The sequence below is a fragment of the Flavobacterium sp. JAS genome (assembly GCF_020991455.1).
In the GTDB taxonomy this organism is placed as follows: Bacteria; Bacteroidota; Bacteroidia; order Flavobacteriales; family Flavobacteriaceae; genus Flavobacterium.
Window position 1 is genome coordinate 69,685 of record NZ_JAJMOX010000010.1, and the last position, 25,998, is coordinate 95,682.

Genomic DNA, 25,998 nt, shown 5'->3' on the forward strand with positions numbered 1-25,998 from the left:
CGATAAAGATAGCTTTTTTTGAGAAAATATTTTAGGTTTTCTTTAAATTCCTACGTAATTACTAGGGGTTATTGCCATTAATTCGGCTCTAACAGCATCAGAAACTTCTAAAGTTGCAATAAAATTATGAATTGCTTTTTTGTCAATCGCTTCATTAGTTCTTGTCAAACCTTTTAAAGCTTCATAAGGATTTGGATAAGCCTCACGACGTAAAATAGTCTGAATAGCTTCTGCTACTACAGCCCAGTTTCTTTCTAAATCTTCAGCAAATTTAGCTTCGTTCAATAACAATTTGTTTAAACCTTTCAATGAAGCTTCAAAAGCAATAATTGTATGTCCAATTGGCACACCAATATTACGTAAAACAGTACTGTCAGTTAAATCACGTTGTAATCTTGAAATAGGTAATTTAGCAGCCAAATGCTCAAAAATAGCATTAGCAATTCCTAGATTTCCTTCAGAATTTTCAAAATCAATTGGGTTAACTTTATGTGGCATTGCAGAAGATCCAATTTCTCCTGCTTTGATTTTTTGTTTAAAATAATCCATTGAAACATACGTCCAGATATCACGATCTAAATCGATAATGATATTGTTGATTCTTTTTAAAGCATCAAAAAATGCAGCAAAATGATCGTAATGTTCAATTTGAGTAGTTGGAAAAGAGTGGTGTAAACCAAGATCTGTTTCTACAAATTTACTTCCAAACTGTTTCCAGTCGATTTGTGGATACGCTACATGATGCGCGTTGTAATTTCCTGTTGCACCACCAAATTTAGCAGCAAACGGAATATTGAACAACAAACGCATTTGCTCTTCAAGACGCTCAACAAAAACCAAGATTTCTTTACCCAAACGAGTAGGAGAAGCCGGTTGTCCGTGCGTACGAGCCAACATTGGAATGTCCTTCCATTCAACGCTTAATTCTTTTAATTTAGAAATTAAAGCAATCAAAGACGGCATATAAACCTGCTCAAAAGCTTCTTTTGTAGAAAGCGGAATTGCAGTATTGTTAATATCCTGAGAAGTTAATCCGAAGTGAATGAACTCTTTGTATTGAGATAAACCTAGTTTTTCAAAAGCATCTTTGATAAAATATTCAACCGCTTTTACGTCGTGGTTGGTTACTTTTTCTGTTTCTTTAATCCAAAGAGCATCTTCAGTAGAGAAATTTTTATAAATGTTTCTTAAACTGTCAAATAAGCTTGAATTTACGTCAGCTAGTTGTGGTAATGGCACTTCGCACAAGGCAATAAAGTATTCAATCTCAACTAATACACGGTATCTGATTAAAGCTTCTTCAGAGAAAAAAGGTGCTAATGAAAGGGTTTTGCTTCTATATCTTCCGTCAATTGGCGATATGGCATTCAATTCGTTTAAAGTAGTCATTGTTATGTTGTTTGTTCGAAAGGTGCAAATATAAGTCATTGTTAAAACTTCTGAAAGTTACAAGAGATATATTATCCTTTAATAGTGAGATTTAAAAAATAGTTTTAAAGATTTTGTCCCAAATGGTAAAATAAAAACCATAATTATGAGATTGATTTTTATGATGATCTGAATGAAATTTGGTTGTTGAAATCCATTTTGTAGCATGATTTTTATACCAGAAATCAGGAAAGATATCTTTTTTCAAATGACCAAATATCCCATATAACAGATTTAAAATTAGATAGATTATAATACTAAGATAATTGAAGTTTAAAACCGTAATCGAAAACAACCAGATAATTCCAAATCCTAAAGTCTCTATAGGATGCAGCACGTACAAACTATATACGCTCGTTTCGACATGCGTGTGATGAAGTTTGTGAATGGGAGAAAACCATTTTAAATAATGCGCCAGAAAATGGAAGCAAAACATAAAGAAATCCATTACCACAACCAACAATAAAGTATCAGTTACGATTGAAAATAATGATGGAGAAAAATCAATTTTGAGAATTCCCAAACGATACAATTCAAAACCCAAAAGCGTTATAAATGTATTGCAGATTAAGGTTGAGAAAACCCATTTTCGATCTGTTTTATTTAGTTTAGTATTTTTATATTCGATTATTTTGGCAAGAACAACCGAAAGTACAATCACGACAAAATTTTCGATCAAAAAGAAAATAAACAAAGAGAGTAAATTGTATTGTGATAATTCTTGTAACCAAGTTTGGAATATCATACTGTTTTTTCTAATTCAAATAATTTATGTTTTAATTCTGCTACACCTTCAGAGGCAACTTTTGCAATAACTTCAACTTTATTTTGAAGATTCGAAATCGAGATTGGTTTTGGATCAATATAAAAAACGGGCGTAATACTATAGGTATAAGAAATTAATCCCGCCGCAGGATAAACTTGCAGCGAAGTCCCGATAACAGCAAAATAATCGGCAGTTTCAGTAATTTCAATTGCTTCTTCAAGCGCTGGAACATCTTCGCCAAACCAAACAATATGCGGTCGCAACTGATGTCCGTTTTCGTCCAGATCTCCGGTATATAAATCTTCAGACCAATCTAAAATATGATTTCTGTTTTGGGTACTTCGCACTTTTAGTAATTCTCCATGCAAATGCAAAACTTTAGTACTTCCGGCGCGTTCGTGCAAATCGTCGACATTTTGAGTAATGATATGAACATCGAAATCTTGTTCTAATTCGGCTAGAATTTTGTGACCTAAATTTGGTTCAACTTCTTTAAGTTGTTGACGTCTTTTGTTATAAAAGTCAAGAACCAATTCCTGATTTTTTCTCCACCCTTCAGGAGTTGCAACTTCCATAACATCATGACCTTCCCATAGACCGTCGCTGTCACGAAAAGTTTTGATTCCGCTTTCAGCGCTAATTCCGGCTCCGGTTAAAACAACTAATTTCTTTTTCATTTCGAATTATATTAAAAGATAAAAATAGTGATTTTTGTTTATTACCATGTGAGTTCATGTAAGTGATTATATGTTTAGGCATTAATTTTTCATGTGCCGTTAGGCACTAAATATTGGTAGAAATGTGAATTGAGATAAATTTAGCGTGCCGTAGGTACGCAATAGCTATGTTTTGTTGCGTACCTGCGGCACGCCAACCAATATCGTACCAAATAACTACCAATATTTTGTACCTAAAGGCACAACTAATGGAATTTAGATTATCAAATTCTTTGAAAAAAGCAACGTTAACTTGCATAATTCTTTTAGTATTTTTGAATAGACAATAAAAGCGTATTTATACTTATTGTTTAGGTCTTTCAAATTATTTAGTTTTAATATGGAATAAAACAAAAGAGATTTTCGATGATTTTAATACAATTTACAGGATTATCAGGTTCAGGTAAAACGACATTGGCAGAAAATGTTCGGCAACTGTTAATTGAAAAAAGTTATAAAGTCGAAATAATCGATGGCGATGTTTACCGAAAAACAATTTGTAAAGATTTGGGATTTTCTAAAGAAGACCGATGCGAGAATGTCAGACGGCTTTTTAATGTTGGCCAAAATTTTATTAGCGCAGATACAATCGTTTTAATGTCTGTGATAAATCCTTACGAAAGCCTGAGAAACGAATTGAGAAATCATGAATTTGTCAGAACTGTATTTCTGGATTGTTCTATAAATAATTTGATTGAAAGAGACCCAAAAGGATTGTACAAAAAAGCACTGTTACCGGATCATGACATTAATAAAATAAATAATTTTACAGGAATAAGTGATATTTTTGAAGTTCCTGCAAAAGCTGATTTAGTACTGAAAACTGATATCGAAACTGTACCTTTTTCAACTCATAAACTCTATAATTTTATTCTGAACAGTTTGTCTGATTTAGCTTGATTTTTAAAATTATAACCTTGAAAAGAAAACTTTTTTAGCTATTTCTTTGATGACAAATCTTTTGTAAATTTTATATATTTACAAGGCACAAGGAATACTTTCTAATTTAATCTTTTAAAAAGCTTATGAATCCTTCTTCCAGTAAACTACCGGTTTCCTTTTCGATAGATAAATTACAAAAAGAACTCGCGCTATGCGAAAACGATTTGTGGACTCCTCATTTTAATACCGGCCGTTATGAAGGAAATTGGACGAGCGTTTCTTTAAGATCTCAATCCGGTTTGATAAACGACATTACTGCTTTCCCCAATAAAGGATATAAAAATACAGAGTTGTTGGATCGTTGTCAATATTTCAAAGAGATTATGGATTGGTTTCAATGCGAAAAAGAGGCGGTACGATTGCTTAGATTAGGACCGGATAGCGAAATAAAAGAGCATGTTGATAATGATACTTCTTATGAAGATGGTTTTTTTAGAATTCATATTCCTATTATAACAAATTCTGAAGTTTATTTTTATGTTGATAAAAAACAGGTTCCTATGAAAATGGGAGAGTGTTGGTATGCTAATTTTCAGCTTCAGCATAGTGTGGAAAATAAAAGTTCAGAACCACGTATTCATCTTACATTAGATTGTATAAGAAACGACTGGTCTGATAAATTGTTTACAGAAATGGGTTTTGATATTAATTTTTCGCCAGAAAAAGTACAATATTCAGATGAAGAGAAGCAAAAAATTATCGCAGAACTTTCTATAAATCCATCAGAAGCCGCAGCAAAAATTATCGCAGATTTATTAGCCGAATAAAATATATAAAATGGAAAATGTAAACCATCCTCTTTCAAATTGGATTCCTTATAAGTTGGTAGAAAAAGATAATGACATTTATTTTGAATGGATTTATCTGGCAGATAAAAAAATTGCGGATCCTTTTTTTGATGAAACAATTGCAAAATGTAAAAGTCATGCTTATAATTCAAAGTCACTTAAAGTAGTTAGTACAGTAGAAAATCTTATCGATTGGTCAAAAGGACTAGTTCCGGTAGAGTTGAAATCATTAGTATTTCATGTCTCGAGATGCGGTTCTACAATGTTGAGTCAATCTTTAGCAACTTCGTCTGAAAATATTATGATTTCTGAAGCGCCAATTATCGATGATATTTTAAGAAGTGATCGTTTTGGTTTAGATAAAAAGACAATTCTTTTAAAAGCTGTAATAACTTTTTTAGGACAAAAAAGATTTCCTGAACAAAAGAATTTAATTCTAAAATTGGATGCCTGGCACATATTCAATGCTGGTTATTTGAGATCAATTTTTCCTGATATACCTTTTGCTCTGCTTTACAGAAAACCAATTGAAGTTTTAAAATCACATCAGAAAATGATAGGAATGCACATGGTTCCGAATTTATTACCGCCCGGCGTTTTTGGAATTACACCTAAGGAAATTAATGAAATAAGTTTCCAGCAATATGGAGCTTTGGTCTTAGAGAAATATTTTCAGGGTTTTATAGATTTTCACGAAACAGATCAAAATGTCACATTACTTAATTATAATGAAGGAATGAAAAATGTTGTAGAGAAATTTATATCTTTTATTAATGTCGATTATTCTTCTGATGAACTGGAAAAAATGTACGAACGTTTAACAAAACATTCTAAGAATGCCAATGCTGTTTTTGAAGGAGATTCTTTTAAGGAGGAAGTATTGCAAATAGATTTTACAAAGGTTGACGCACTGCATGAAAAACTAAGCAATACTCTTATTGAATATTAAGAGCATTGAAAATAAGAATGAATCTTTCTTTCTGTTTTATTTAAAATGTATTTTTGTGCCAAATAAAAATTGAAATGATTGATTTAGATTACCTCGCTTTTCTCGAAAATATATTAACAGATAACCGTAAAGAAAAATTTCTAAAAGTACTCGGAAATCGTACAAAGCATTTTACAATTGTGGTTGAAGATGTTTTTCAAATGCATAATACAAGTGCGGTTATGCGTAGTTGCGAGGTTTTTGGAATTCAGGAACTCAATGTAATCGAGCAGCGTTACGGAAAAAAAATCGATAAAGAAATTGCGATGGGCGCCCAAAAATGGGTTGATATTCATCAGTATGATTCGGTGACCAATTGTATTTCGACTTTAAAGAATCAAGGTTATCAAATTATTGCGACAACGCCGCACGAAAATGATTGTTTACTGGAAGATTTTGATATTACAAAACCAAGCGCTTTATTTTTTGGAACTGAAAGAGACGGTTTGTCTGAAGAAATTCTGGAAAAAGCAGATGGTTTTCTTAAAATCCCAATGGTTGGTTTTACAGAGAGTTTAAATATCTCTGTTTCCGCAGCAATTATCATTCAAAACTTAACCAACAGATTGCGTAATTCAGATATTAACTGGCAATTGTCAGACGAAGAAATTCTGGAGAAACGTTTGGCTTGGGCCAAAAATTCGATTAAAGATATTAAACGAATTGAAGCTCGTTATTTTGAGGAAAATCCCAGATAATTTTGCTTTCCTGCAAGGTTTTCAAAACCTTGTGGGTATTTCTAATGCAGACTTATAAAAATATAAACCTACAAGGTTTTGAAAACCTTGCAGGGAATTAGATGATTTAAATTAACGACCAAAAGAATCATAATTATCTTCGGCATATTTTTCAAAGCGTTTCAACAAAACAACATTTTCTTTTTCAACTTCTGTTAATTGATTGTTGACATTGTCTGAAACTGGAATATACCATTCGACATCATCAAAAAACTGACGAACTGTTTTGGTTTTAAAAGTAAGTCCGTGTCGTGCAAAAATGGTATTTCTCAGAATTTCCAAATCAAGTTTCTTTAGATTTTTTATATCAGATTCTTTTAACTTTTTGGTTGATGAATTTAGGGTAAAAATACTTTCTGAAGCTTCTCTGTATACAGTTGTCATATAAGTTTCCTCTTCTTTAGCATCTTCAGGATTATCACTTTCAGATTCTGTTACTTGTTCTTCTTTCGGATTTTGGTAATCGATGTACATTCCTTCTTCCGGAAGCATCACATTAGCATCGTATTTAAAAGCTTTTTTATGGAGTTCAAATTTTCTTTTACGAACTTCTTTTTTGGTGTTATTGGCAGTCCAGGTTCCTACTAACAGCGTGTCGTTTTTTATTTCAAAATCAAAAACACCGTCGTATTTATCATCTCCGGGTTCATTAAGTAGAAAATGAACTGTATTTCCATCTGTTGTTATTTTACCCTTAAGAGGTCTGCTATTACCAGCAACAACACTTTGTCCTAAAACTTCAGAAGCTGTTATTTTTTTTATTACAATATTAATTTTGTTGCTATACATTTCAGATTCTGGTCTGGTTGTATCACGTTCCAATACTATGAAGTCGCCTACCCATGAACCGTATAAGTCAGTATGGATTTCTTCGGGTTGTGTATTGTTAGTATTTTGAGTTATGTTTTTTTTCTCATTAGAATTGCAGGAAAAAAGGAATATGGATAACAATAAGCAACAAAGGTTTTTCATTTTTTTAATTGGTTATAAAGATAATATTCAACGATTAATAAATTCGGAATCCATCCTAACCAAGCAATTATTTGGTACAAATCCATTGGTGCGGGATGAAACAAATATACAAGAATAACCTTCCAAAAACGCAACGTTACAGCAGAAAAAGTTAGAGCAAAACTTCGTAACATAAATGCTTTATGTTGGTGGATATTTTTGTTTTTAATGGAGGTAAAACCTTTGAGGGTAAAATAAAACCATAAAATTGATAAGCTGACAAAAGATATTTGAGAGTAAAGTCCGCCGTTTGCGAAAAAGCCAATAAATAAACCCGAAGGCGCACTTAGAAAAAGAACTGTAAAAACATAAAATTTACCAATGTTTCTATGTGCTGCGGGAAATCTTTTTAAAAGAGTAGTATTTAATTGAAAAAATCCGGCTAGTAAAACAAAAATAGCTGAATATACATGGGTATAGAAAAAAGGAATATAAAATGGAATTTTCTCTACCTCGGATTGTTTTATTTGAAGAAAAGCAACATCATTATGAAAAGGGATATATTGCCAGGTAATCTTAATCATTAAGATAAAAAAGTAACTAAAACAGATTGTCCAGATTAAGGGAAATAAAAGACTAAGGTTCTTTCTCAATTTTAGTTAGATGATTAGATGCAATCAAATATATGTAAAAAAAGTTTCTAAGGGACTAAGTTACTAAGTTGCTAAGAAAAAAAACTTAGAACCTTAGTAACTTAGAATCTCAGTAGCTTTATATTACTTTTTCAAAAACAGAATAAAGCCGAGAATACTAACAACCAAAATGGTCAAAGCTGCCAAAACCATTGTTAGATCGCGAATGTTTTTTCCTGCCCAATCCATGAATAAGAATTTGTGGAGAATGGCAAACGAATACCCTTCGACCATGTCTGAGCTTTTAACTACTGCCGCTAACCGGGAAGTACCAGTTTCTATAAAATAAGTTGTTTTCTCCGGAGTATTATACGCTAATTTTACAACAGGCAATCTTTTGTTGACAAAGCCATATTCTCTACTTTCGAAATCAGTTAAAACTTTAGATTCTAATAGTTTTGCATTTTCTAATGAAACTTGTGGTTCATCTGAACTTTCTACCATTTCGCAACAAGCCGCTTTTGGTGCTCCATCAGTAAAATAATAAGCCAGAAATTCGGCATATTCAAGATCAATATTTGGCGTGATTTTATTGGTTATTGCATTAATGTAAACCACTTCAGATTTTTGATCTTCTTTTTTATTCCATTTTGAGTTAGAATCTCCTTTTGGCTTTTTAAATTTTTCCTTTTCCAATAATTGACAACGGAAATAAGTAGTGTCATTTAAGGTAATAATGCTCGCATTTTGAAAACGAGTCCAGTCTAAATTCAAAGTATTATTCGCTACCGGAATTTCTTTGGTTTTAAAAGTTGGTTCGTAAACCATTTGCGATAAAGTATAAGGCGCCCATTTTGTTGTGGCGTGATAAGCACCGCTAAAAGAAAATGTCAAGGTAAAAAATGAAACCCAGATTCCAATTTGTCGGTGGTATTTTCTAAGTCCTTTTTTAGGTTGTAGATTGTCAGTTTTTTTGAATTGCTTCCACAGCAAACCATAAATCAGAATTCCGCTCAAGGCAGAAAATCCAATTATAGACAATAAGAAAATCATTGTAATAATTCGGATGCTGTTATTGGTAATCGCATCGATGAAAGACCAATTATGGAAAGTGTCAAAGAACCAAATAAACCATTGTCTTGAAGTTGGATTATAAGTAGCCAGTTTACTTGAAGAAGTTTCTACATAAACTTCCATAGTATCTGCGCGATCAAAACTAAGTTTGTAAACCGGTAAATATCGATTTACATATTTGTATTGCGAAGTAAATTCGGTGACAACTTCGCTCCTTTTTATGACACTTTTTTGATCGTCTAAGAAATATCTTGAAAGCCATTCGGCATATTTTTGATCTCCGTTTTCCAGTTTCTCAGCTGTTGAAGTATCGTAATACCATAATTCACCAATTATAGTTTTAAGCTGATAATAGGTTTTATTGTTGAAGGTAACGATTCTGAAATTTTTGAATTGTGTTAGTTCATTTTTCTGTAAAACTTGCTGAATCGAAAATTTCAATTGGTTTTTATCAATAATCTGCTGTTCCAGTTTGTCGTTTGCAATTTCCGGTTTGAAAAAATGCGCCATAAACGGATGCATCAAACCTGATAATGTCCAGAAGATTACGGGAATAATTGTAACTAAACCAATAACACGATGCCATTTGTACATGTGTTGTTTGATTTTCTTGACAATTTTCGAATCTTTCTTTTTAGACTTTTTTTCTTTTATTTCTTTGCTCATTGTTAGTTTTTTTAGCCCCGATGGAGGCGATATCCTTTTTATGTCCTCGGCGGCGGACATAAAAAGATAAAGCTGAGAGCGGGATTAGCTTCTAATAATTATTTTTTTAATGAAAAATTGTACTGTATTCCAAATACAAAAGTTCTTGGCGCTGCCGCTGTATAAGTTGGTTGCGCATTTGCGGTATTTGCTCTCGAAACATTATAAGCGTATAATTTATCGGTTAAATTAAGTACGTTTCCATAAACTTCAATTCTTTTCCATTGATAACCAACTCTTGCGTTGAATATGTTGTAACCGCTATATTTTACGGTGTTTATCTGATCCTGATAATAACTTCCAACAAGTTGCCATTCGACAGAAGTTCTAAGATTAGGAAGCCAGTTTGGATAATAACTTATTTCTGAATTTCCGGACCATTTTGGGGCAGCGGGCATTTCTTTTCCGTTTAAATTCTGAACCGGATCTGTTGGTTTGTCTGAAAGTTTAAAATCGATATAAGTATGTTGTGCGTAAGTTCCGCCAAGACGAAAGTTGAATTGTTTCGATGGACGATATGAAGCTCCAAACTCAATCCCTTTATGACGCGTTTCTCCCGCTGAACGATAGTCTGTTGAATTATCAGCCAGTTTGATGTTCAAAAGTTCATTTTTTCCTTCCATATAATACAAAGCGTAGTCAAAATTTAATTTATTCTGAAGGAAAGAAAACCATCCGCCAACTTCGTAATTGTTGAAAGTTGCCGGTTCCAGATTATAATAAAAATCTGCAGGAACGCCAGTTGTTCCGCCAGTTCCCGGTTTTGTTCTAAAAATCGAAGTGATTCCCGGAGGCGCAAAACCTTGCGAATAATTACCGTAAAAACCTGCATATTCAACAGGATTGTAGTTTGCACCAGCCTTGAAAGTTATTTTGTCGTAAACTTTGCTTCCTGTAGAATTGTCTAATGCATTGTCATAATTGACTTTCATGTTGTCGTAACGTCCTCCAACGGTGATTACTAATTTTTCTATCGGATTAAAACTTACTTGCGCGTAACCTGCCGTGTTGAAAATATCAGCCGTATAATCTGCTAATTTTGAATCCGGACGTTCGGCGATAATTTCATAAGAAACTACGGTTTGTTTCCCTGGAGTTCCCGGATTCAAGTTCGCTTTTAAATCAATAACATAAGACCAATACGTCACAGGAGAATAGTCGTATAATGCTCCGGCAACAAGTTTGGCATTCAAAAAGTTGAATTTTTGAGTATGTTGTCCGATTGCTCCGTAGCTTTTGAAGTTATTCGAATTTACTTCGCCTTTTGCTGTTGTAGGATTTACGGTTGGACTCCATTTTATTCCGTATGAAGGATTTTGACCTAATTTATTGTCGCGCAAATATGCTGTAATGTAACTGCTTGAATTGCCATTCCAGTCGTGTTCTAATGTTAATCTGGTTCTTAAAGCGTCTGATTTTCTATAGGTAAAATTAGAAGTGCTTTTATAGGTTCTGTTATTAAATGCGTCTTCGTTTACGGTTCCGCTCATGTCTGAATAATATTTTCCATACATGGTATTACTGATCAATCGGGTAGAGGGCGAGATGTTGTAATCGATTCTAGCATTCAAATTGTCTTTGTTGTAATCCGAATACGTCATCCAACCGTTTTCTTGCAGGCTTGAAATTCCCGCAATATGAAAACCAACTTTCCCAATTGTTGCGCCACCGGCAGCCTGAAATCTTCTGTAGCCGTAATTATCTGCCTGAACACCAAATTTAAATTCAGGATCAACAGGTGGTTTTAGCGAAATTAAATTAATTGTTCCGCCAACAGCTTCCGGTCCGTATAACGAAGAAACCGGACCTTTTACCACCTCAATGCTTTGCAAATTAAATTGATTAATCTCTAATAAAGCATTGTGATTGAAGATTCCCATTGGACGAATTGGCAAGCCATCTTCAAGATATAAATAATAAGCATTGGTCGTCATTGGCTGACGAATCGACATCATATGTTGTTCGTTTCCCAAGTTTACCATTAAAACTCCGGGCGTTTTATTTATGATTTCGTAAACCGCCGTCGCTTTAGTTTCGTTGATTGTTTTTGCTGTTATTTTGCTAATAGCAACAGGAGTTTCTTTACGTAAAGTCGCGGTACGATTGGCTGTTATAAAAACGTTTTCGAGTTCCTGAGATTTGGTTGTGTCTTTTTCAACTTTGTTTTGTGCTAAAACACATTGCCCCATTATCAATAGGATAAGGTATATTTTTTTCATTATGAATTATATAAATTTTAAAAGTAACAAGTGGTTTTCTTGCTTTTTTGACAAGAAAGTGTGACTGAATTTATATAAAACAGGAGGGAGGACGGAAAGTAGAATTTGAAACCGAAATTGGTTTTTTATCAAAATAAGCAAAAACTTTTACTTCTGATTTGATTGGCATTATTAATTTGAAATCAGCAATAATTGTGTTTTGAATGTAAACGACTTCTCCTTTTTCTTTCAGATTGTCCTGCATCTTTTTTTCATTGTCCGAATATTTCTTCAGGCTTTTTTGAAGTTCGCAACGACCATTACAACTATTAAAAATCATTTTTCGCTGTACGCAGATGGTTTTAGAAATTTCTTCCTGATTTAATTTGAATGAGGTATAAACAAGGAAGCTGCCAAAAGATGGCAGTAAAAGCATACAGGAAAGAAATAGAATTATAATTTTTTTCAAAGCTTATTTCGTTGTTTTGATAATTTTAATTTTTAATGCGAATCAATTTTAAAATGTGCCTTTAGGCACTAAATATTGGTAGTATATTTGGTTTGAAATGTCGTTAGCGTGCCGTAGGTACGCAATAATTATCGGTTTGTTGCGTACCTACGGCACGCTAAATCTATTCCAACTGATATTTTCTACCAATATTTAGTACCTAACGGCACCAATTGTAAACTTTTAACCCTTTGGCATATTTAATTATAGTGTATAATTCAAATTTACACTCCATCTGTAATTGGCTTCCATTTTTCCGTTTGATAAATTTTGATTGATAGGAAGCATCGCATTTACACCAATCGAGAACTTATCTTTTCCGGCTTCAAAACCAAATTTTCCAAACAGAATATCTCCGGCAGTATTTGGTAAATCCAATCCATGCTGTTTGTTGGTTTGATAAATTTCGCCGGCTAATCCCGCCTGAGGAACTATTTGTACCGATTTTAAATCGAATAAATAAAATAACGTTGCAGCATAATTAAACTGATCTCCGTATTGGTATTCTTTTTTATTTTCAGTTTTAAAAATATAATTCAGCGTTGTGTTTAATCCCAAATTTTTTCTGTTGATCACATATTCTGAAACTACCGAATAATCCCAACTTCCGGTTCCTAACTGAAAACTTTGGTTTACACTTCCTAAATTATTGGCTTCAGTAAATTTACCCGTTGGTATTTTTATTCCTGCACCAATATTTACTTTATGCGTAAAAACGGCGCTGTCTTTTTTTGTTTCAAAAATTTTGTACAATCCCATAACGGTAATATCACCCAATCCCGAAATACTTTCTGTTCCGGCAGTTAATTCGCGTTCGTGAAAATGATACGGAATCAATGCCGAAATCTGAATTTTCTCCGTTACCGGAATTCTTGTCCAAACCTGAACGGTATTGAAATTTTCGTCAATCCACGGTGAATTGTCAAAAATCCCGTCGCGGCTTGTATAGCTTTGTTTAAAATAACGAATGCCCACAAAATTATTATTCAGCATTGAGCTAAAACCCATGCTTCCGCCACTTGCCGAACATCCGCATGCATCGCAATCAAAGTCTTCCATCATTGCCAAACGTTGAAAAGTAAAGGCCGAAATGCTATCTTTTTCTGTAAAACTAAAGACCGAAAAGCCAACCAAGAATGTACAGATTACTATTAATTTTTTCATTTTAATTATTTTTAGGAGCTGATCCCGCTTTTCGTTTCAAGCTTTTCTCAAAATCCCATTTTTCTTGAGTTTATAAAGCTTCCGTTGGTCGCTTCATAAACTCAAGAAAAATTTGGTCTTTTATCAAAAAGGTTTTCCACTTCAATCGGGGCTAGGGCTCCAGTTTTCATTATAATTTTATTTTTTGCCACTTCCGGTAGCTCTCTCGAGTTGTAAAAGTATTTACACAATCTTGTCATTTCGAGGAACGAGAAATCTCCGCAAGTAGCTCCGTTTCTAATGTTGCCAATCTTTGTCGAGTTTCTAATGGAGATTTCTCGTTCCTCGAAATGACAAACTTTGGTAATGAAATTATTCTGTCAATATTCCGAGAAACGTTTATCCGTTAAATATTGATTATCCGTCAATGTTTTCAGAAAAGCTATAATTTGTTTTTTATCCGTTTCAGAAAGTGCAATTCCCAGTTTTCCATTTTTATTTAAAAGCGGATCTAAAGTTACCGATACTACAATACCACTTTCATAATGATCTAAAACACCTTCAAGAGTTCCAAATCTTCCGTCGTGCATATATGGAGCCGAGACTTCTACGTTACGCAAACTTGGTACTTTAAATTTGTAATAATCAGTAGCCAAATCTGTTACTTTATATCTTCCAACATCATTTACCATTGGGTTTACAGCAAGACCATTATTTCGGAATGAATTATCAGTCTGTAAATCTGTAGTATGACAAGAAGCACATTTAGATTTAAATAAATCGTAACCAGCCAATTCATCCGTTGTTAATGTTCCGCCAGCTTCGTCTCGTCGGTATTTATCAAATTTTGAATTAGACGAAACCATCATTACCATAAACTGCGAAAGTGCTTTAAGCATGTTTTCAGTAGTAATCGCTTTGTCATCAAAAGCTTGCCCAAATAGTTTTTGATATTCTTTGTCGGCTTTCATCATTTTTAGAACAGCATTCAAATCACCATTCATTTCGATAATATTTGTAAGCGGAATTATAGGCTGCAAATCTAAATGGTCAGCTGCACCGTCGTACATAAAAATACTTTGGTAAGCCAGATTTTGAATTGGTGGCGTATTTCGCGTGCCCTGAGCATTGTCTATACCGTGACTTACAGTGTGTCCGTGATGCGTAAAAGCATTGGCTTGTATATGACAAAAACCGCAGGAAACCACTCCGTCAGAAGCTAAACGTCCATCGTAGAATAGTTTTTTTCCTAATTCAAATCCTTTTTCTGTTAGCGGATTCAGTGCAATATTGTAAGCTAAATCAGGAAAATTCGAAGGAACTTTAAATTCTAATGGAATATTTACATATTCATCGTCCTGATCAGAGCAACTCCATAACAACGGAATCATTAGCCATAGAAAACATTTTATTTTCAGCATGATTTTTTGTGTTTATTAGAAGTACAAAAGTTGTCGTTTAGCCCCGATGGGAGTGATATCCTTTTGTGTCCGCCGCGGCGGACACAAAAGATATAACGGACAGAGGGACGTCATTTCTGGGAAACCGAAACTTTTGTGCTCCTGAAAATAAAATTAGTCGTTATGTACGTGATCAACTCTAAACATTCCGGATACGTTTTGAGTAATTAATGGCAAATTAGTACCGCCCATGATCATAGCGCCCATTCCTCCTGCATTATTGTCAGAAAGTTTGATTTTGTTTGTGCCGTCGATAATTTTAGAAACGTCAGTAATAAGGTGAACTTCTGGAGTAATTGTAGTACGAACTAATGCTTTTGTTGGTAAATCCAGAGTAACTTCGGTATAGTTATAATCCGTTCCTGTTTTACCGGTGTGAACCATAAAAGGGGTTTCAGCAGCCACAGTTGGAGAGGTAAAAGTTCCTTCGAAAGCAATGAATTTATATCCTGCAGCCCAAGACCACATCATGCCGGCAGCATCAGCCTGAGCTAGAAAATCACCTTGTCCGGCTGCACCTAATTTCCATTGTGCTTCGTCAACTCCAATTCCGAATTTTACTTTTACATAATCTCCCGCAGGAACATCAATAAGTTCAAATTCGCGCCCTTTTGCAGAAGCTTCATCTGCGATAAAATAGCTTTTACTTTTAGGATATGTAAAAGTTGTCCCATCAGCTTTTGTTAAAACTACATTACTAACAATATATTTTACAGTGCTAATTTTTAAAATTTCGTTGTTAGAGGTTTTGTTGGGTTGGGTATTTAGGATAAGATCGTTTGACCCGAAAGCATTATCAAATTCTAATATTAATTTTCCTTGTCCGGATACGTCGTTGCTGCTGTCATCGCTTGAACATGAACCTAAAGTGATAGAAATTGCTACAATAGCAAGAGCTTTGTATAATGTATTTTTCATTTTATGAATTTTATATAATAGAAATTTTAAATTTTATTTGTGTGTAAACACAATTTCATTGTTTGGTGACAACGAAAATTATTTCAACAGAATTGAAATGTTATTTAAAAAATTATATAAAATAGGATGGAGGACGAAATGTAGAATTTGAAACCGAAATTGGTTTGTTATCAAAAGAAGCAAAGAATTTTTCTTTTGATTGAATTGGTGTTGCTAGTTTAAAATTTGCTGTAATTGTACTTTGAATGTAAACAACTTCTGCTTTTTCTTTCAGGTTGTTTTGCATTTTCTTTTCGTTATCAGCGTATTTTTTTAAACTTTTTTGAAGTTCACAACGGCCGTTACAAGTATTGTTGACCATTTTTCGTTGAACACAAATAGTTTTAGAAATCTCTTCCTGATTTAATTTGAATGAGGTATAAACAAAGAAACTGCCAAATGATGGCACCAGAAGCATGCAGGAAAGAAATATGATTAAAATTCGCTTCAAAGCTTTTTGTTGTTTATGGTTGCAAAAGTACTGTTTATTCGATTTAGAAAGAATAAATATTAGTTTTTTTGCAAAAAAAATCCGCAATTACAAAGTAGTTGCGGGTTTTCGATATGACAAACCCGACAGGTTTTTAAAAACCTGTCGGGTTTAGAATTGTAAATATTATTTATTTAACAATAACCCAAGCGCCAGAAGCGATTAGAGTTTCTGCTTTTTTAAATTTCATTTCTTCAGTTCTGCCTGTTGCAACTTCCTGAAGTGTTACAGTATCATTACGATTGATTTTTGGCATATCTCTCACGATAGTTTCTGTAACCTGACGTTGTTGCGTTTCTCCAGCTTCGCGGTTGATGTCTTCGCTGTTTACAATTTCGTCTTTGCTTAATTTGAAGTTTTCTTTTTGACGAACTTCTTTTGCTTCGTGAATTTCAGGAACGTTTTGAGCTGGTAAATCACCTTTGAATAAGAATGAAATAACTTCTTTGTTAACGTTGTCTAACATTCCTCTAAACAAATTAAAAGCTTCTAATTTGTAAATAAGCAATGGATCTTTTTGCTCGTGAACGGCTAATTGAACAGATTGTTTCAATTCGTCCATTTTACGTAAATGTTTTTTCCAAGCCTCATCAACAATAGAAAGTGTGATGTTTTTCTCGAAATCAGCAATTAACTGAGCTCCTTCGCTTTCGTATGCTTTCTTCAAATCAGTTACCACATTTAGAGTTTTGATTCCGTCAGTAAATGGAACTACGATACGCTCAAAATGATTGTTTGGCTCTTCGAAAACTCCTTTAATGATTGGGAAAGCTTCTCTTGCGCTTCTTTCTGTTTTTTCTGTATAGAAAGCTAAAGTTTCTTTATAGATTTTTCCAGTGATTTCAATGTCAGATAATTTCAAGAAATCAGCCTCTGAAATTGGAGACGTAATTCCGAAATAACGAATCAAATCAAATTCGAAGTTTTTGAAATCATTAACCGGTTTGTTTTGACTTACGATTAATTCGCAAGTATCGTACATCATATTCGCGATATCCAGTTTCAAACGCTCACCAAATAAGGCGTGACGACGACGTTTGTAAACTACTTCACGTTGAGAGTTCATAACGTCATCATATTCTAATAAACGTTTACGAACACCAAAGTTGTTTTCTTCTACTTTTTTCTGAGCACGCTCGATAGATTTAGTCATCATAGAATGCTGAATAACTTCACCTTCCTGAAGTCCCATTCTGTCCATTACTTTTGCAACTCTTTCAGAACCAAATAAACGCATTAAGTTATCTTCAAGAGAAACATAGAATTGAGAACTTCCCGGATCTCCCTGACGTCCTGCACGACCACGTAACTGTCTGTCAACACGACGAGAATCATGACGTTCTGTACCCACGATTGCTAAACCTCCGGCAGCTTTTACTTCTGGAGATAATTTAATATCGGTACCACGACCAGCCATGTTTGTTGCAATAGTTACAACTCCGGCTTTACCTGCTTCTTCAACGATTTGAGCTTCTTGTTTGTGCATTTTAGCATTCAAAACGTTATGTGTAACGCCTCTCATTTTCAACATTCGGCTTAATAATTCTGAAATCTCTACAGAAGTTGTTCCAATTAAAACTGGTCTTCCTGCGTTTGATAATTCAGTAACATCTTCGATTACAGCATTGAATTTCTCACGTGTTGTTTTGTAGATATAATCTTCTTTGTCTTGTCTCAACATACCACGGTTGGTTGGGATTTCAACAACGTCTAATTTGTAAATCTGCCATAACTCTCCAGCTTCTGTAACCGCTGTACCTGTCATACCACCTAGTTTGCTGTACATTCTGAAATAATTCTGTAATGTAACTGTTGCAAATGTTTGTGTAGCAGCTTCGATTTTCACATTTTCTTTAGCTTCGATCGCCTGGTGTAAACCGTCAGAATAACGACGACCATCCATGATACGACCTGTTTGCTCATCGACAATCATAATTTTGTTGTCCATGATAACGTATTCTACATCTTTTTCAAAAAGAGCATACGCTTTTAAAAGTTGTGTAAGAGTGTGAATACGTTCGCTTTTTACTCCAAAATCCTGGAATAATCTTTCTTTAGCTTCAGCTTCACCGTCTTTATCTAACTTTTGTTTTTCGATAGCAGCAATTTCGGTTCCAATATCCGGAAGTACGAAAAAGTCAGCATCTGTATCTCCTGAAAGGTATTGGATACCATTATCAGTCAATTCAACTTGATTGTTTTTTTCTTCAATTACAAAATACAAAGCTTCATCAACTTTATGCATTTCGCGATTGTTGTCCTGCATGTATTGATTTTCGGTTTTTTGAAGCAATTGTTTAACTCCTTCTTCACTCAAAAATTTAATTAATGCTTTATTTCTAGGTAAACTTCTGTAAGCTCTCAACAATAAGAATCCACCTTCTTTGGTGTTTCCTTCTTTGATTAATCTTTTAGCTTCAGATAAGAAACCATTCGCCAACTGACGTTGTTGAGATACTAAGTTTTCGATTTTTGGTTTCAACTCATTAAATTCATGACGGTCTCCTTGCGGAACTGGTCCTGAAATAATAAGTGGTGTTCTTGCATCATCAATTAATACAGAATCGACCTCATCGACAATGGCATAATTGTGTTTTCTTTGAACCAGATCTCCTGGCGAATGTGCCATGTTATCTCTTAAGTAGTCAAAACCAAATTCGTTATTGGTTCCGTAAGTGATATCAGCGTCGTATGCTTTTTTTCTTTGTTCTGTACTTGGTTGGTGATTATCGATACAATCAACAGTTAAACCGTGGAATTCGAATAAAGGTGCTTTCCATGTACTATCACGTTTTGCAAGGTAATCATTCACGGTTACTAAGTGTACTCCGTTTCCTGTCAAAGCATTTAAGTAAAGCGGAAGTGTAGCAACCAACGTTTTTCCTTCACCCGTTTGCATTTCGGCAACTTTACCTTCGTGCAAAACCATACCACCAATTAACTGAACATCATAATGAATCATGTCCCAGGTAATTTCTTTACCGGCAGCATTCCATTTGTTAGCCCAGGTAGCTTTGTCACCTTCAATAGTAATATAAGTTTTTGAACCTGAAAGTTCGCGGTCTTTTGGAGTTGCAGTAACTTCGATAAAAGAATTGTCTTTAAAACGACGTGCTGTTTCTTTTACAACAGAGAATGCCTCAGGAAGGATTTCCAATAAAGTTTTCTCTGAGATTTCGTAAGCTTCTTTTTCAAGAGCATCAATAGCATCATAAAGATCTTCTCTTTTATCGATGTCTTCGATGTTTTCTACTTCGGCTTTAAGCGAAGCAATTTTAGCATCTTTGTCAGCTCTGGCTTCTTTTATTTTTTCTTTAAAAAATGCGGTTCTAGCTCTTAATTCGTCGTGAGACAAACCCATTAAGCTGGTTTCGAATGTTTTAATTTTATTTAAATACGGCTGTAAAGCTTTGACATCTTTCTGTGATTTATCACCTACAAAGACTTTAATAATACTGTTTATGAAACTCATGATTTATTGTATTTCTATTTTATGTAAATGTGTATTTGAACCAAAAAAAAAGCCTCGGTGATGAGACTTTTTCCTTTGGTTTATTTTTTAATATTCATCCTCATTCCAAAGATAATCTTCGTCTGTTGGATAATCAGGCCAAATTTCTTCCATTGATTCATATATCTCGCCTTCATCTTCAATTGACTGAAGGTTTTCTACTACTTCTAATGGAGCACCAGCTCTAATAGCGTAGTCAATAAGTTCGTCTTTGTTAGCAGGCCATGGCGCATCACTTAAATAAGATGCTAATTCTAATGTCCAATACATCTGTTATCTGTTTAGTTTGTGCAAAAATAAATTTTTTACCGAAAAAGACAAGTAAAATTTGATTTATTTTAATAAAATTTAAGAACGTCTCTTGTTAAATTCCTGTTTTTAAATTCCAAATCCCAAAAATATCCTTGAAATCTCAATTTTAAATTCCAAATTCCAATATTTGGAACCGTTATTTTTGATCTTAAAATTCAAAGAATTTTATCTTTTTTAATTTGAATTTGGGATTTCAGAAATTTGGGATTTCAAGAAAATTTATTTTCTAGGTATCCATTTCACTTCATCCGCTTTTAGGTCTGACGACAACTTCCGTGCCAAGACAAAAAGGTAGTCAGAAAGTCGGTTTAAGTACATGATTGCAATCTCTGGAACGGGTTCATTATGGCTTAAATGTACTGCCAAACGCTCTGCACGGCGACAAATACAGCGAGCTATATGACAATGTGACACAGTTGGATGGCCTCCAGGTAAAACAAAATGAGTCATTTGCGGAAGACTTTCCTCCATTTTATCAATTTCGTTTTCTAATAATTCGATATCAGTATCAATGATTCCGAGGTTTTTTAAACGAAGTTCACCGTTTTTTAAGACTTCTTTTTCTGCCGGAGTTGCCAAAATAGCTCCAACAGTAAATAAACGGTCCTGAATTTCGATTAAAATGGTTTTGTAATGTGCATCCATTTCCTGATCGCGAATAAGACCTATATAAGAATTCAATTCGTCGACAGTACCATAACTGTCAATCCTGATATGATCTTTAGGAACTCTGGTGCCTCCAAAAAGAGCCGTTGTTCCTTTATCTCCTGTTTTTGTATATACTTTCATTTTTTTTGAGGTGCTAAGTTGCTGAGTAGCTAAGTAACTAAGTTTTTTAAGTTCAAGCGATTAAAATGATAAATGATTATCCTTTGTGGTATCACTTTCAATTAATCCATCTCTTAAACGAATTACGCGATGCGCATAGGCAGCAATATCTTCTTCGTGAGTCACCAGAATTACAGTGTTTCCTAATGCGTGGATATCTCCAAAGAGTTTCATAATTTCAACAGACGTTTTACTGTCTAAGTTTCCGGTTGGTTCATCGGCCAAAATAATCGATGGCTTATTAACCAAAGCGCGGGCAATTGCAACACGCTGGCGTTGCCCTCCTGAAAGTTGGTTAGGCTGATGGTCCATTCTGTCTGCCAGATTTACTTGATTTAAAACTTCTTCCGCTCGTTTGGTGCGTTCTGATTTAGAATATCCTGCATAAATCATGGGTAATGCTACATTATCTAAAGCTGTGGTTCTTGGTAAAAGATTGAAGGTTTGGAAAACAAATCCGATTTCTTTATTTCGAATTCCTGCCAATTCATCATCTTTCATTTGGCTAACATCTTTTCCATTTAAAATATAACGTCCGGAAGTTGGCGTATCCAAACAGCCTAACAAGTTCATTAAAGTTGATTTTCCGGAACCAGATGGCCCCATTAAAGCTACATATTCGCCTTTATTGATTTTTAAATCTATACCTTTTAATACATAAACGATTTCATTACCAAGGACAAAATCTCGTTTTATATCTGTTATTTTAATTAATGGATCTGCCATTTCGATTTACAATTTTGGATTTAAAAGTACAAAACACTTTTCAATAAACGATAAGTAGTTTCTAATTGATTTTTGTTACAGAAGTTGTCTTTTAAAATCGTGATTTTCTACAAATTATCATTTTTATGAAAAGCTTACTTTAATCGATTAAAAATCTGTTATATGATTTTGTGTTGTTTTTATATAATTATCATATTTAATTATTTTTTATTTAATTATTTTTATTTAAAGTATTAAATTTTTGATAATTATTTATGTTTGTTTAAAATTTTAACTATATTTGATATCTAATATTAAATAATCGGAATTATGAAGAATATGCCATTATTATCAGGAATTGCCTTAATCATATTAAGTTTTACATCGTGTAAAGATGAAAAACAAGAAAAGGCTCAAAAAACAGTAGACTCTTATGTCGCTTATGTCGATTCAGTTAAAAATATTGCTGCAGATGATCTGAAAGCTGACTGGAAAGCGGTAGATGCTGAGTATGATAAAAAAGCTCAAGAAGCTGAATTGGCTTTGGCAGATATTAAAGATAATTCGGTTGCAACCGATAAAGTAAATACCACTAAAGTAAAATACGAAGAGTTTAAAAAAGAAATGACCACCGTTCTTGCCCCACCTGCTCCAAGTCCGAAACAACAATTGCGTAATGCATTATTTGGAGAAGGAAAAATAGGAGATGATATGAGTTTTGCCTGGGTAAATGCTCAAAATATTCATAGCGTATACCAACAATTTGTTCATACAGTTGAGAATAATAAGGATAGATACTCGCGTGAAGACTGGGACGAAATTAAATTAATGTATGAAGCGCTTGATAGCCGAAAAAACACTGTTGAAAAAGAAGGGCTTACCGCTGAAGATAACAGAAAAATTGCTGGTTTGAAATTGAAATTTGCTCCAATGTATACTTTAAATAGAATGGGAGCTAAATCTGAAGAAACTGCAGCAGCTAAAAAATAATTATTTAAATAAATTGAATTAGTATAAAAATGACAATCAGAAATGGTTGTCATTTTTTTATGCTCGAATCACAAAATGTTCTTTTTCCTGTTCATATCTGAAAAATACAAATCCCCATTGAAAAGTGTCAATTGTTACCGTTACTTTTGGATGTGTTTTTATAATTTCCCAAGCTTCTTCCATTTCTGGAGACCAATGAATATCGTCAAAAATCCAAACAGAATCATTTGTTACTGTAGGTAATAAAAGATCAAAATAAGCTAAAGTGGCTTTTTTAGAATGATTTCCATCAAAATAAATCAGATCATAATCTGTAGCCTGAAGATTTGTTGAAACTAAAAAGTTTTCAAACTCGGTTATAATGGTATCAACATTTTTACAATCAAAATTTTCTAAATGATTTTTAGCAACCGTTGCTGTTTGCGGGCAGCCTTCTAATGTAATTATTTTTGCTTTCGGATTTCCCAATGCCAGAGCAGAAGTTGCTAATCCTAATGAAGTTCCTATCTCAAGAATGTTCTTTGGCTGAAAATAATTAGTTACGCGAAATAATAATTCAGCACGTTTTGGCGAAATTCCCGCCGTTGATGCAATTTTCGAAATCTGTCTTCTATTCGATTTAAATACTTTTGAACCCGCACCAAAATCTGTCACTTCAATAAAGTTTTTGTTACTGAGTAATGATTTTCGATAGTTTTTCAGGATCAAATATTCGGGTTTTGTTTTCTTGTCGTAAAAACATTTTGTCAATAAACTAAACACAAACGGCGAATGTACACCATGTTCGTTTTTGGAATCCCAAAGGAATTTTAAAGAAGATTTAATTTGAAATAGCATATAAATGTTTACAAGTAGGCGCGAAGATACAAAAAAGTCGAAAGTCGTAAAGTCGAAAGTTTTAAAGACACTGATGTTGTTTTATGACTTTTGATTTTGAACTTTTCCGACTTTTAAAAAGACTATATTTGCGAACTTAAATTTTAAGCTAATAGTAATACTTTTTTATGATGTTGAAGGAAGAAATAGAAGATAAGAATATAATATCTTCTGAAGAAATTAATCGATGCATTGCTATTTTAGCACAATTGAATACGAATACTGATCAGATTTTTGATATTCCAAAAGAACAGCGAATTGCTTTAATCAAAGAAGCAGGACTTTTTTCAAGACCTGATAGAGATGAGTTTGCAAGACGGGTTAAAGATGGTTTGCAAGCTGCCAAACGTAAAAAAGAAAAGAAAGACAAAACCGCTCGTAAAGAAACCGGAATTCGTCATGCAAGAGAAGCAAGTATATTTGTTGCGCCTAAATTATTGGCTTTTAACGATCTTGCCAGCAAAGAACAATTAGAACTTGAAACTCCCAGAAATTGTTATGTCTGTAAAACAGAATTTACTAAAATGCATCACTTTTATGATACGATGTGTACGGATTGTGGTGATTTTAATTATGCCAAACGTTTTCAAACGGCAGATGTAAAAGGGCAAATTGCAGTTATCACGGGTTCCCGATTAAAAATTGGTTATCATATTACATTGATGCTTTTGCGTGGCGGTGCAACGGTTATTGCCACGACACGTTTTCCAGTAGATTCGGCTTTGCGTTTTGCAAAAGAAGACGACTTTATGGAATGGGGACATCGTTTAAAAATTCACGGTTTAGATTTAAGACATATTCCGAGTGTGGAAATCTTTTGCAATTTTATAGAGCAAAAGTATGAGCGATTGGATATTTTGATAAATAATGCAGCTCAAACGGTTAGACGACCTTCAGGGTTTTATTCTCATTTAATGGGGAATGAAGAGTTACCAATAAGTGCATTACCTAAACAGGCACAAGAATTATTGGCAGATCATCTTAATTGTCTGGACGAACTAAAAGTTTTAACAACCGGATTTTCTTCCAATGAAAATATGCCGGTAACCTGGCATGGACCAGAACCTGGAATTGGTTTGCGTGCTTCGGCTCAATTGTCTCAAATTCCATATTCTTTTGATAATGCACTTGTAGCAAATGAGGTTTTTCCGGAAGGAGAACTTGACGCTGATTTACAACAAGTCGATTTACGAAAAACGAATAGTTGGCGTTTGCGTTTAGGGCAAATAGAAACTACCGAAATGATCGAAGTGCAATTGGTAAATTCTGTTGCGCCTTTTGTATTATGTAACCGACTTTCGGAAGTTATGAAGAAAGATAATACGGGGAAAAAACATATTATTAATGTTTCGGCTATGGAAGGAAAATTTCATCGCTTTTTTAAAGAAGACCGCCATCCGCACACGAATATGGCAAAAGCGGCTCTGAATATGTTAACACATACGTCATCAGGAACTTTAGCAAAACATGGTATTTTTATGAATGCGGTTGATACAGGCTGGGTAACTGATGAAGATCCGGCCGAATTGGCAAAAAAGAAACAAGAACTAGAGGATTTTCAACCGCCATTGGATATTGTTGATGGTGCCGCACGTGTTATGGATCCTTTGTTTGACGGAATTAATACTGGAAAACATTGGTGTGGAAAATTCCTGAAAGATTATAACCCGATTCCTTGGTAAGATTTTTTAGTATCAGATTTCAGTCTTAGTTAGAAATAAAAAAACCACAACAAATAGCTTTTTGTTGTGGTTTTTTATTAATCGTTATTTCGTAAGTTAGTTTACGGATAGTAATTTAACGTCAAAAATAAGCACAGATCCTCCAGGAATACCGTTGTTATATAAGGGACCGTAACCTAAATGTGAAGGTACTAATAGAATCCCGCTTCCACCTACTTTAAAATAAGGAATACCTTCTGTCCAGCCATTAATTACTTTATTTAACGGGAAAGCTACTCCCGTATCTTTACTTTGATCAAAAACTTTCCCATCGCTATAATAACCTTTATAGGCAACAGTTACATTAGATGTAGAAGTTGGCTGAGCTCCGGTTCCAGGTTCGTTGATTACATAATATAATCCGCTTGAGGTTCTTTGCGCGGTTAATTTATTCTTAGCGATGTAGTCTGTTATTTCTTTTTCGTTTTGAACAGTGTAGTCTTTAATTTCAGGTATTCTTTCTAATCCGTCATCACTAGCGCAAGAAATAAAAAGTGTCATTACCATTAAGGCAGATAGGAGATGTTTCATAAAAAAATTGTTTTTTAAAATGTAAATATAATGAAATTAGG

24 protein-coding genes are annotated in these 25,998 nt (G+C 33.9%); 6 read left to right on the top strand and 18 right to left on the bottom strand.

The features are described from left to right. Positions 1 to 42 precede the first annotated feature (42 nt). From purB to LPB88_RS16020, 3 genes are all read right to left on the bottom strand, one after another. Entirely contained in the window at positions 43 to 1,389 is a 1,347-nt protein-coding gene (gene purB / locus LPB88_RS16010) for an adenylosuccinate lyase (RefSeq protein ID WP_230716660.1), read from the bottom strand. Between the two features lie 91 nt (positions 1,390 to 1,480). Next, positions 1,481 to 2,173 carry a sterol desaturase family protein gene (locus LPB88_RS16015; RefSeq protein WP_230716661.1) on the bottom strand — a complete coding sequence of 231 codons (693 nt, stop codon included), beginning with the start codon at positions 2,171 to 2,173 and terminating at the stop codon, positions 1,481 to 1,483. Continuing rightward, complete coding sequence (locus tag LPB88_RS16020; RefSeq protein WP_230716662.1) at positions 2,170 to 2,871, bottom strand: NAD-dependent deacylase; 702 nt, start codon at positions 2,869 to 2,871, stop codon at positions 2,170 to 2,172. Before LPB88_RS16020 ends, LPB88_RS16015 begins: the two co-directional genes overlap by 4 nt. A gap of 405 nt (positions 2,872 to 3,276) precedes the next feature. Between LPB88_RS16020 and cysC the strand changes: the two genes are divergently transcribed. The 4 genes from cysC (at position 3,277) to LPB88_RS16040 (ending at position 6,326) form a co-directional block, all read left to right on the top strand. After that, the gene (gene cysC / locus LPB88_RS16025; protein ID WP_230716663.1) at positions 3,277 to 3,810 is read left to right on the top strand and encodes an adenylyl-sulfate kinase; all 534 of its coding nucleotides are present in this window, start codon (positions 3,277 to 3,279) and stop codon (positions 3,808 to 3,810) included. 125 nt (positions 3,811 to 3,935) lie between these two features. Continuing rightward, positions 3,936 to 4,619 carry an aspartyl/asparaginyl beta-hydroxylase domain-containing protein gene (locus LPB88_RS16030; protein WP_230716664.1) on the top strand — a complete coding sequence of 228 codons (684 nt, stop codon included), beginning with the start codon at positions 3,936 to 3,938 and terminating at the stop codon, positions 4,617 to 4,619. A gap of 10 nt (positions 4,620 to 4,629) precedes the next feature. Continuing rightward, positions 4,630 to 5,589: a sulfotransferase family protein gene (locus LPB88_RS16035; RefSeq protein WP_230716665.1), complete on the top strand. Its 960-nt coding sequence runs from the start codon at positions 4,630 to 4,632 to the stop codon at positions 5,587 to 5,589. Positions 5,590 to 5,663: 74 nt separating this feature from the next. Then, positions 5,664 to 6,326 carry an RNA methyltransferase gene (locus LPB88_RS16040; protein ID WP_230716666.1) on the top strand — a complete coding sequence of 221 codons (663 nt, stop codon included), beginning with the start codon at positions 5,664 to 5,666 and terminating at the stop codon, positions 6,324 to 6,326. Between the two features lie 111 nt (positions 6,327 to 6,437). Here LPB88_RS16040 and LPB88_RS16045 read toward each other — a convergent pair whose 3' ends face one another. The 13 genes from LPB88_RS16045 to LPB88_RS16105 form a co-directional block, all read right to left on the bottom strand. Then, positions 6,438 to 7,337, bottom strand: coding sequence for a YARHG domain-containing protein (locus LPB88_RS16045; protein WP_230716667.1), 900 nt, complete (start codon positions 7,335 to 7,337; stop codon positions 6,438 to 6,440). Then, positions 7,334 to 7,969, bottom strand: coding sequence for a DUF2306 domain-containing protein (locus tag LPB88_RS16050; RefSeq protein ID WP_230716668.1), 636 nt, complete (start codon positions 7,967 to 7,969; stop codon positions 7,334 to 7,336). The genes LPB88_RS16045 and LPB88_RS16050 overlap by 4 nt, the downstream gene beginning before the upstream one ends. 123 nt (positions 7,970 to 8,092) lie before the next feature. Then, a complete protein-coding gene (locus LPB88_RS16055) occupies positions 8,093 to 9,688 on the bottom strand; it encodes a PepSY-associated TM helix domain-containing protein (protein ID WP_230716669.1) in 1,596 nt (531 codons plus the stop codon). A 98-nt stretch (positions 9,689 to 9,786) separates the two neighbouring features. After that, positions 9,787 to 11,946, bottom strand: coding sequence for a TonB-dependent receptor (locus LPB88_RS16060; RefSeq protein ID WP_230716670.1), 2,160 nt, complete (start codon positions 11,944 to 11,946; stop codon positions 9,787 to 9,789). Positions 11,947 to 12,016: 70 nt separating this feature from the next. Continuing rightward, positions 12,017 to 12,394, bottom strand: coding sequence for a hypothetical protein (locus LPB88_RS16065; RefSeq protein ID WP_230716671.1), 378 nt, complete (start codon positions 12,392 to 12,394; stop codon positions 12,017 to 12,019). 243 nt (positions 12,395 to 12,637) lie between these two features. Further along, positions 12,638 to 13,597 carry a transporter gene (locus tag LPB88_RS16070; protein WP_230716672.1) on the bottom strand — a complete coding sequence of 320 codons (960 nt, stop codon included), beginning with the start codon at positions 13,595 to 13,597 and terminating at the stop codon, positions 12,638 to 12,640. A gap of 359 nt (positions 13,598 to 13,956) precedes the next feature. Beyond that, positions 13,957 to 14,997: a cytochrome-c peroxidase gene (locus tag LPB88_RS16075; RefSeq protein ID WP_230716673.1), complete on the bottom strand. Its 1,041-nt coding sequence runs from the start codon at positions 14,995 to 14,997 to the stop codon at positions 13,957 to 13,959. 153 nt (positions 14,998 to 15,150) lie between these two features. After that, the gene (locus LPB88_RS16080; RefSeq protein ID WP_230716674.1) at positions 15,151 to 15,954 is read right to left on the bottom strand and encodes an MbnP family protein; all 804 of its coding nucleotides are present in this window, start codon (positions 15,952 to 15,954) and stop codon (positions 15,151 to 15,153) included. A gap of 112 nt (positions 15,955 to 16,066) precedes the next feature. Next, complete coding sequence (locus tag LPB88_RS16085; protein ID WP_230716675.1) at positions 16,067 to 16,444, bottom strand: hypothetical protein; 378 nt, start codon at positions 16,442 to 16,444, stop codon at positions 16,067 to 16,069. Positions 16,445 to 16,613: 169 nt separating this feature from the next. Next, positions 16,614 to 19,955 (bottom strand): preprotein translocase subunit SecA, encoded by a 3,342-nt coding sequence (gene secA / locus LPB88_RS16090; protein WP_230716676.1) that lies wholly within the window; start codon positions 19,953 to 19,955, stop codon positions 16,614 to 16,616. 87 nt (positions 19,956 to 20,042) lie between these two features. Beyond that, positions 20,043 to 20,264 (bottom strand): DUF2795 domain-containing protein, encoded by a 222-nt coding sequence (locus LPB88_RS16095; protein ID WP_007138072.1) that lies wholly within the window; start codon positions 20,262 to 20,264, stop codon positions 20,043 to 20,045. A gap of 261 nt (positions 20,265 to 20,525) precedes the next feature. Further along, the gene (locus LPB88_RS16100; protein WP_230716677.1) at positions 20,526 to 21,095 is read right to left on the bottom strand and encodes a cob(I)yrinic acid a,c-diamide adenosyltransferase; all 570 of its coding nucleotides are present in this window, start codon (positions 21,093 to 21,095) and stop codon (positions 20,526 to 20,528) included. A gap of 60 nt (positions 21,096 to 21,155) precedes the next feature. Then, positions 21,156 to 21,860, bottom strand: coding sequence for an ABC transporter ATP-binding protein (locus tag LPB88_RS16105; RefSeq protein WP_230716678.1), 705 nt, complete (start codon positions 21,858 to 21,860; stop codon positions 21,156 to 21,158). Between the two features lie 309 nt (positions 21,861 to 22,169). Here LPB88_RS16105 and LPB88_RS16110 point away from each other — a divergent pair, with 309 nt between their 5' ends. Beyond that, the gene (locus tag LPB88_RS16110; RefSeq protein WP_230716679.1) at positions 22,170 to 22,829 is read left to right on the top strand and encodes a DUF6565 domain-containing protein; all 660 of its coding nucleotides are present in this window, start codon (positions 22,170 to 22,172) and stop codon (positions 22,827 to 22,829) included. Positions 22,830 to 22,886: 57 nt separating this feature from the next. Here the strand turns inward: LPB88_RS16110 and LPB88_RS16115 are convergent, their stop codons facing one another. Then, complete coding sequence (locus tag LPB88_RS16115) at positions 22,887 to 23,666, bottom strand: O-methyltransferase (protein WP_230716680.1); 780 nt, start codon at positions 23,664 to 23,666, stop codon at positions 22,887 to 22,889. A 170-nt stretch (positions 23,667 to 23,836) separates the two neighbouring features. On the opposite strand from LPB88_RS16115, the gene LPB88_RS16120 reads away from it, so the two are divergent. Continuing rightward, the gene (locus LPB88_RS16120; RefSeq protein ID WP_230716825.1) at positions 23,837 to 25,387 is read left to right on the top strand and encodes an SDR family oxidoreductase; all 1,551 of its coding nucleotides are present in this window, start codon (positions 23,837 to 23,839) and stop codon (positions 25,385 to 25,387) included. A 96-nt stretch (positions 25,388 to 25,483) separates the two neighbouring features. Here the strand turns inward: LPB88_RS16120 and LPB88_RS16125 are convergent, their stop codons facing one another. Continuing rightward, a complete protein-coding gene (locus tag LPB88_RS16125) occupies positions 25,484 to 25,957 on the bottom strand; it encodes an FKBP-type peptidyl-prolyl cis-trans isomerase (protein ID WP_230716681.1) in 474 nt (157 codons plus the stop codon). Positions 25,958 to 25,998: the final 41 nt, after the last annotated feature.

Coding starts and splice junctions, on each gene's coding strand:
- purB (WP_230716660.1), bottom strand. CDS start 1,389: ATGACTACTTTAAACGAATTGAATGCCATATCGCCAATTGACGGAAGA.
- LPB88_RS16015 (WP_230716661.1), bottom strand. CDS start 2,173: ATGATATTCCAAACTTGGTTACAAGAATTATCACAATACAATTTACTC.
- LPB88_RS16020 (WP_230716662.1), bottom strand. CDS start 2,871: ATGAAAAAGAAATTAGTTGTTTTAACCGGAGCCGGAATTAGCGCTGAA.
- cysC (WP_230716663.1), top strand. CDS start 3,277: ATGATTTTAATACAATTTACAGGATTATCAGGTTCAGGTAAAACGACA.
- LPB88_RS16030 (WP_230716664.1), top strand. CDS start 3,936: ATGAATCCTTCTTCCAGTAAACTACCGGTTTCCTTTTCGATAGATAAA.
- LPB88_RS16035 (WP_230716665.1), top strand. CDS start 4,630: ATGGAAAATGTAAACCATCCTCTTTCAAATTGGATTCCTTATAAGTTG.
- LPB88_RS16040 (WP_230716666.1), top strand. CDS start 5,664: ATGATTGATTTAGATTACCTCGCTTTTCTCGAAAATATATTAACAGAT.
- LPB88_RS16045 (WP_230716667.1), bottom strand. CDS start 7,337: ATGAAAAACCTTTGTTGCTTATTGTTATCCATATTCCTTTTTTCCTGC.
- LPB88_RS16055 (WP_230716669.1), bottom strand. CDS start 9,688: ATGAGCAAAGAAATAAAAGAAAAAAAGTCTAAAAAGAAAGATTCGAAA.
- LPB88_RS16060 (WP_230716670.1), bottom strand. CDS start 11,946: ATGAAAAAAATATACCTTATCCTATTGATAATGGGGCAATGTGTTTTA.
- LPB88_RS16070 (WP_230716672.1), bottom strand. CDS start 13,597: ATGAAAAAATTAATAGTAATCTGTACATTCTTGGTTGGCTTTTCGGTC.
- LPB88_RS16075 (WP_230716673.1), bottom strand. CDS start 14,997: ATGCTGAAAATAAAATGTTTTCTATGGCTAATGATTCCGTTGTTATGG.
- LPB88_RS16080 (WP_230716674.1), bottom strand. CDS start 15,954: ATGAAAAATACATTATACAAAGCTCTTGCTATTGTAGCAATTTCTATC.
- secA (WP_230716676.1), bottom strand. CDS start 19,955: ATGAGTTTCATAAACAGTATTATTAAAGTCTTTGTAGGTGATAAATCA.
- LPB88_RS16095 (WP_007138072.1), bottom strand. CDS start 20,264: ATGTATTGGACATTAGAATTAGCATCTTATTTAAGTGATGCGCCATGG.
- LPB88_RS16100 (WP_230716677.1), bottom strand. CDS start 21,095: ATGAAAGTATATACAAAAACAGGAGATAAAGGAACAACGGCTCTTTTT.
- LPB88_RS16105 (WP_230716678.1), bottom strand. CDS start 21,860: ATGGCAGATCCATTAATTAAAATAACAGATATAAAACGAGATTTTGTC.
- LPB88_RS16110 (WP_230716679.1), top strand. CDS start 22,170: ATGAAGAATATGCCATTATTATCAGGAATTGCCTTAATCATATTAAGT.
- LPB88_RS16115 (WP_230716680.1), bottom strand. CDS start 23,666: ATGCTATTTCAAATTAAATCTTCTTTAAAATTCCTTTGGGATTCCAAA.
- LPB88_RS16120 (WP_230716825.1), top strand. CDS start 23,837: ATGTTGAAGGAAGAAATAGAAGATAAGAATATAATATCTTCTGAAGAA.
- LPB88_RS16125 (WP_230716681.1), bottom strand. CDS start 25,957: ATGAAACATCTCCTATCTGCCTTAATGGTAATGACACTTTTTATTTCT.